The 6428-nt window shown below is 65.3% G+C and carries 5 protein-coding genes; 3 read left to right on the forward strand and 2 right to left on the reverse strand.

The window, feature by feature from the left end:
• Nucleotides 1-719: 719 nt before the first annotated feature.
• Nucleotides 720-1952: an acyl-CoA dehydrogenase family protein gene (locus Q8N40_RS07575; protein WP_305321829.1), complete on the reverse strand. Its 1233-nt coding sequence runs from the start codon at nucleotides 1950-1952 to the stop codon at nucleotides 720-722.
• A gap of 126 nt (nucleotides 1953-2078) precedes the next feature.
• Between Q8N40_RS07575 and Q8N40_RS07580 the strand changes: the two genes are divergently transcribed.
• The gene (locus Q8N40_RS07580; protein ID WP_305321828.1) at nucleotides 2079-2984 is read left to right on the forward strand and encodes an alpha/beta fold hydrolase; all 906 of its coding nucleotides are present in this window, start codon (nucleotides 2079-2081) and stop codon (nucleotides 2982-2984) included.
• A gap of 161 nt (nucleotides 2985-3145) precedes the next feature.
• Here Q8N40_RS07580 and Q8N40_RS07585 read toward each other — a convergent pair whose 3' ends face one another.
• Entirely contained in the window at nucleotides 3146-3604 is a 459-nt protein-coding gene (locus Q8N40_RS07585; RefSeq protein WP_305321827.1) for a nucleoside deaminase, read from the reverse strand.
• Nucleotides 3605-3753: 149 nt separating this feature from the next.
• Between Q8N40_RS07585 and Q8N40_RS07590 the strand changes: the two genes are divergently transcribed.
• Both Q8N40_RS07590 and rsmD read left to right on the forward strand, forming a co-directional pair.
• On the forward strand, nucleotides 3754-5994 hold the full coding sequence (locus tag Q8N40_RS07590) for a pseudouridine synthase (protein WP_305711378.1): 2241 nt from the start codon (nucleotides 3754-3756) through the stop codon (nucleotides 5992-5994).
• A gap of 6 nt (nucleotides 5995-6000) precedes the next feature.
• Nucleotides 6001-6428: 16S rRNA (guanine(966)-N(2))-methyltransferase RsmD (rsmD, locus tag Q8N40_RS07595; protein ID WP_305711379.1), on the forward strand; the 428-nt coding region annotated here is incomplete at its 3' end.

A 6428-nucleotide genomic window follows, 5' to 3' on the forward strand; every position in this document is an offset into this window, starting at 1 on the left:
TCGGCGATCTGGAAGCCCCGTGCGCCGAAATACCGGCTTAACAGGTCCCGATTTATTGCGACGTCGTCGACGACGAGCAGTCTACCGCGGCCGCGATTCATGATTGTCATCGACGGATTCCAGCAGAAAGCGTTTAGGGAAAGGTTTATTTATATGGTAAACATGGTTTCAGCATTCATAAGCGATGTCACCATCGGCACCTCTCGACCTCGCTCGATCTTCGACCCGGGTCGGTGATGCACTCGATAGGCGGACATAGCTTCCGCGGATCCGCAAACCGACAATAATCCTGGCTGCGCGCATGTCCGCTTCTCGCGGCGTCTCGTCCGCCGCCAAGCCTCGATGTCCGGATCAGGTCCGGGCAGGGGTGCGGCAAAGTAACCCGACGAGGCAAAAGTTCGCTTAAGCCGTCCGGGCAAATCAGCCCTGCAGATTCGCTCGTCTCACCCGGCAAAAGGGGCGGATCATGATCGTCACGATACGCGGGGTGGGATGCGGCGGACGCGGCGGCGCACGAGACGAACGCGCGGCTTACCGAAAACCTCGCGCAGATCATGCGGCGAGAACGCGAAACCGTGTTTGCGAACAAGATGTCGATCCCAACACATTCGTCATGCGCGGACTTGACCCGCGCATCCACGCCTTCGTTGTGCAGCCCCAGGAACGTGGATGGCCGGGACAAGCCCGGCCAAGACGCTGCTCAAAGCTCTGGAATTCGCTCAGAGCAAATCGCCGCCCGCCGCGCTCGCGGTAGTCCCATGCTCCTTGAACGCCTTGATGACGTTCTTGCCGATCTTCCACTTGTGCACCTCGTCCGGACCGTCGACCAGCCGCTGCGACCGCACCTGGGTGTACCATTTCGCCAGCGGCGTATCCTGGCTGAAGCCGAGCGCGCCGTGCAGCTGGATCGCGGTGTCGATCACCTTGTGCACCATGTGGGCGTGGAAGATCTTGGCGATCGAGTTTTCCTGCCTTATGTCGAGGCCCTTTTCCGCCTTGTAGGCGATGTGCAGCAGCATCAGCCGGCCGATGTAGAGTTCGCTGGCGCAATCGGCCAGCATGAACTGCACGCCCTGGCGGTCGGAGAGCAGCGAGCCGAAGGTGGAGCGCTGGGTGACATGGGCCACCGCCATGTCGAGCGCGCGCTGCGCCTTGGCGACGTTGTGCATGCCATGGCGCAGACGGCCATAGGCGAGCCGGTGCTGGCCCATGTTGAAACCGTTGCCCTCGCCGCCGAGCAGGTTGTCGGCCGAAACCTTCAAATCCTTGATGTCGATTTCGGAATGGCCGCCGTGCAGGATGTCGTCATGCGGGCCTTCGATCGCCATGTTGGCGACGTTGCGCTTGATGATATAGCCTGGGTTCGGCAGCTCGACGATGAAGGTCGAATGCTGCTTGTGGCGCGGCGCGTTCGGATCGGTTCGCGCCACCACCAGCGCCATGTCGGCGACGCTGGCCGAAGACGAGAACCATTTCTCGCCGTTGAGGATGTAGTTCTCGTTGCCGTCCTTCACCGCCGTGGTCTGCATGCCGGTGGCGTCGGCGCCGGCGGCCTTCTCGGTCATCGAGAAGCAGATGCGCTTGTCGCCGTTGAGCAGGGGTTTAAGGAACTTTTCCTTCTGGTACTCGGTGCCGTGGGCGAGGATCGTCATCATCGAGGCGTCGTCGGGCCCCTGGGTGTTCATCGAGAGCGCGCCGAGCATGCTCTCGCCGAGCTCCATCTGCACCAGCGCGTTGGCGAGCGGGCCGAGGCCCATGCCGCCATATTCCTTCGGCACCCACGGACACCACAGGCCCTGGGCCCGGGCCTTTTTCCGCAGCGGTCCCAGCACCTCGGCGAGCGGCTTGGTGTCGAGTTCCTTCTCCGCCGGAATGCACTCGTCATGCACCCATTTGCGGACCTTCTCGCGGATCGCCTTGGCTTCGGCCGGAATCTCGAAATCGATCGACATGGCAGGGGTTTCCTCGTGTTTTATTGTTGGTCGTGCTTGGACGATGGCATATATCCGCCACGCGCCGGCGGCAACGGCAAACAAAGTTTGAAGCAGCGCCGCCGCCCGCGAAGGAGTGCCAGTCTGATGCCCGATCTCGCCGATTTGTTTCCCGGTTATTCCGCCGAATGGATCAACACCCGGTCCGGCCGCATCTTCGCCCGCGTCGGCGGCAAGGGGCCGCCGCTGTTGTTGCTGCACGGCTTTTCGCAGACCCATGTGCAGTGGCACCGCGTCGCGCCGCAACTGGCGGACAGGTTCACGCTGATCATCGCGGACCTGCCGGGCTATGGCTGGTCCGATATGCCCGAGAGCGACAAAGACCACATACCCTATACCAAGCGTGCGATGGCCCGGACGATGATCGAGGCGATGGAGCAGCTCGGCCATGTGCATTTCGCGCTGGCCGGCCACGACCGCGGCGGTCGGGTCGCCTACCGCCTCGCGCTCGATCATCCCGGGCGTCTCTCGAAACTGGCGGTGCTGGATATCCTGCCGACCTTCGACTACTGGGAGCGGATGAACCGGCTCTACGCGCTGAAGATCTATCACTGGACCTTCCTGGCGCAGCCGTTTCCGCTGCCGGAAACCCTGATCGGCAGCAATCCGGACTTTTTCCTCCGCCAGAAGATGGCGAGCCAGACCAAGTCTGGAGATCTCGGCGACATCGATCCGCGCGCGCTGGAGCATTACCTCGCGCCGTTCCGCGATCCCTCGCGGCTGCACGCGATGTGCGAAGACTATCGCGCCGGCGCCTATGCCGATTTCGAGATCGACAAGGTCGATCGCGACGCGGGCAAGAAGATCACCATCCCGATGCTGGCGCTGTGGGGCGATGCCGGCATCGCCAGCGCAGCGGCCACGCCGCTCGATACCTGGAAGAATTGGGCGACCAATGTGCGCGGCGCGCCGGTCGATAGCGGTCATTTTCTCACGGAAGAGAATCCGGATGTGACGGCGACGATGTTGCGGGAGTTTTTTGCGGAGGCGTGAACGTCACTATTCGACGCGTCATCGGTGTGCCTCCTCTCCCGCGTTTGCGGGGGAGGGCTGGGGTGGGGGCGCATCCGCACCGACGCCAGACGAGAGAGCTTCCCCCACCCGCCGCGCTTCGCGCGTCGGCCTCCCCCGCAAGCGGGAGAGGCGAAGGGCACCTACCTCCGCACCTTGAAAAAATCCTTCAGCAGCGTCGCCGCCTCCGTCTCGCCCACCGCCCCATAAACTTCCGGCACATGATGACAGGTCGGCGAGGCAAAGAACCGCACGCCTGACTCCACCGCGCCGCCCTTGGGATCGGCTGCGCCGTAATACAGCCGCCGGATCCGCGCCAGCGAGATCGCGCCGGCGCACATCGTGCACGGCTCCAGCGTGACGTAGAGGTCGCAATCGACCAGCCGCTCGGTGCCGATGGCGTCTGCGGCCTGCCGCAGCGCCAGGATTTCGGCGTGCGCGGTCGGGTCGCGGTCGGTCAGGGTGCGGTTGGCCGCGGTGGCGATCACCTCGTAACCCCTGACAATCACGCAGCCGATCGGGACTTCGCCGGCTTTTCCGGCGTTTCTGGCGGTTTTCAGCGCCAAATCCATGAAAGAAGGGGGCGTCATGCCTCGTATCATCGGAAGAAACCTGCTATGAGAACCGCATTCAGCAAAAGTGGATGCCGGTTTTGCGTGACAATGCGCCTTGAGCCAAGTGCGCGCGCGTACTCGCTATGACAGCCCGTCCACATCCGCCTGACCGCATTTCATTGATACGAGAGACATTCATGCCCCGCGATAACGACAAAAACAACGATTCCCGTGGTCGGCGTGATCGCCCCACAGGCGGCAAGGGCCGCTCCGGCGCTGCCCGGGGACCGGAGAAGAAATTCGCCAAGCGCGGCTTTGCCGGCAAAAGTGACGGCGCCAAGCCGGAAGGCGAGCGGCGGCCCTATGCCGGAAAACCCGACGGCGCCAAATCCTTCGGCAAGAAACCCTATTCGGGGCCGGGCAAACCCTATGCCGGCAAGCGCGAAGGGCCGCCGCCGCGCCGCGATGGCGATGCGCCGCGTCCCCGAGGCGATCGGCCGTTTGGCGATCGTCCTCAGCGTTTTAACCGGGATGATCGCGCCGGCGGCGAGAAGCGTCTGTATACTCCGCGCGGTGATCGCCCCGGTTTCAGCCGGGATGACCGTCCGCGCGGCGATGGCGAGAAGCGCCCCTACACCCCGCGCGGTGATCGCGGCGATCGTGGCGACGCCCGTCCGGCCGCGCGTTTTTCCGACCGCAAATTCAGCGACAAGAAGCCTTATACGCCGCGCGAGGGTGGCGCTGAGAAGCGGCCCTATACGCCGCGTGGCGACCGGCCGCAGGGCGATCGTCCCTACAGCTCGCGTCCCTCGCGCGACGGCGACCGGCCGCGTGGTGACCGTCCCGAGCGAAAATTCGGCGGCGACAAGAAGTTTTCTTCCCGCGGCGCGCCGGACCGAGGTCCGCGCAAGGACTTCGGCAGCCGCGACCGGGACCGCACGAGCGGCCCGGGAGATCGAGGCGCAGATCGCGGCGAGTCAAAGCCGTGGCAGAAGCGCGATGCGTCTTCGCCCGAGCATGCCGGCCGCAATTCGCGCCCGTCCCGCGACGGCGCGCGCAACTTCGATAAGCCCCGTTTCGACAAGCCCCGCGATAACAGCGGTGGCGCCGAGCGTCCGCGGTTTTCGCGCCCGCGCGAGGACCGCCCGCAAGGTGATCGTCCGAAATTCGACCGTCCCCGCGAGGGTCGCGGTGACCGGCCGCAGGGCGACCGTCCCCGCTTCGATCGGCCGCGCGAGGATCGTCCCAAATTTGATCGCCCCCGTGAGGGCGGCAGCTCCTGGCAGGAGCATCCGCGCAGCGAAGCTCCGGGTGAGCGGCCGCGCCGCGACAACGAAGACGACAGCAAGGTATTCGCCAAACGTCCGGCGTTTGGCGGCCGCGGCGAATACCGCGAGCGCAAGCCCGAATTCGAAAAGCGCGCCGCGCGTCCGCCGCGCGAAAAGAAATCCGGCGAGCGCATCGCCAAGGTGCTGTCGCGCGCCGGGCTTGCCTCGCGCCGCGACGCCGAGGAATGGATCGTGCAGGGCCGCGTCACCGTCAACGGCCGCGTCATCAATTCGCCGGCACTCGACGTCACCGAGAACGACGTCATCACCATCGACGGCAAGCCGTTGCCGCCGCGCGAGCGCACCCGCCTGTTCATGTTCCACAAGCCGCGCGGCCTGATGACCACCCATGCCGATCCGGAGGGGCGGCCGACGGTGTTCGACAATCTGCCGGAGGGCCTGCCGCGGCTGATATCGATCGGCCGGCTCGATTTCAACACCGAGGGCCTGCTGCTGCTGACCAATGACGGCGGGCTGGCGCGCGCGCTGGAACTGCCCGACACCGGCTGGCTGCGGCGCTATCGGGTCCGCGCCCATGGCGAGGTGACGCAGGGCCAGCTCGACGAGCTGAAAAAGGGCGTCGAGGTCGACGGCGTCAAATACGGACCGATCGATGCGACGCTGGAGCGCGACCAGGGCGCAAATGTCTGGCTGGTGTTCGCGATCCGCGAAGGCAAGAACCGCGAAGTCCGCAACGTGATGGCGCATCTCGGGCTCGAGGTGAACCGATTGATCCGGATTTCCTACGGACCGTTCCAGCTCGGCGAACTCGAGGAAGGCCAGGTCGAGGAGATCAAGACCCGGGTGCTGCGCGATCAGCTCGGCGAGAAGGTCGCCGCATTGGCGGGCGCGGATTTCAACCGGCCGATGCCGGGCGAGGCGAGCGCCAAAGCTGATGATGAAGACGCGCCGCGCGGCAAAAAACCGTTCAAGCCGGCGGGCAAGAGCGGCCTGATCGCCGATCGCAAGGGCCGCCGCGTGCTGGTGCAGCGCACCGGCAGCGACGAAGCCCGCGCCCGCAACGAGGCCGAAGCCTCCGGCTACGGTCCGCCGCGCCGTCCGCAGCGCGGCTACCACGGCAAGCGCGATCTGAAGCCGCTGGACGAGTAAGGTCTCATGCGTGTCGTTGGCGGACGGCTGAAGGGCCGCAATCTCGCGTCGCCGTCGTCGAACGACATCCGGCCGACGGCGGATCGCTTGCGCGAGTCGCTGTTCAATATCCTGATCCATGCCTATGACGATCCGGTTCAGGACGCGCGCGTGCTCGACCTGTTCGCCGGCACCGGCGCGCTCGGCATCGAGGCGGTGTCGCGCGGTGCGGCGTTCACGCTGTTCGTCGACAATGGCGCCGAGGCGCGGGCGCTGCTGCGCAACAATGTCGAGGCGCTCGGTCTCGGCGGCGTGACAAAAGTGTATCGCCGCGACGCCACCAATCCCGGCCCCGCGCATCCGATGGAGCCGTTCTCGCTGGTGTTTCTCGATCCGCCCTACCGCATGAAACTCGCCGAAAAATCGCTGGCCGCATTGCGCGACGGCGGCTGGCT

It is taken from the genome of Bradyrhizobium sp. (assembly GCF_030693485.1).
Lineage (GTDB): Bacteria > Pseudomonadota > Alphaproteobacteria > Rhizobiales > Xanthobacteraceae > Bradyrhizobium.

Excerpts from the sequence above, each read along its gene's own strand:
- Q8N40_RS07575 (WP_305321829.1), bottom strand. The coding sequence starts at position 1,952 with ATGTCGATCGATTTCGAGATTCCGGCCGAAGCCAAGGCGATCCGCGAG.
- Q8N40_RS07580 (WP_305321828.1), top strand. The coding sequence starts at position 2,079 with ATGCCCGATCTCGCCGATTTGTTTCCCGGTTATTCCGCCGAATGGATC.
- Q8N40_RS07585 (WP_305321827.1), bottom strand. The coding sequence starts at position 3,604 with ATGATACGAGGCATGACGCCCCCTTCTTTCATGGATTTGGCGCTGAAA.
- Q8N40_RS07590 (WP_305711378.1), top strand. The coding sequence starts at position 3,754 with ATGCCCCGCGATAACGACAAAAACAACGATTCCCGTGGTCGGCGTGAT.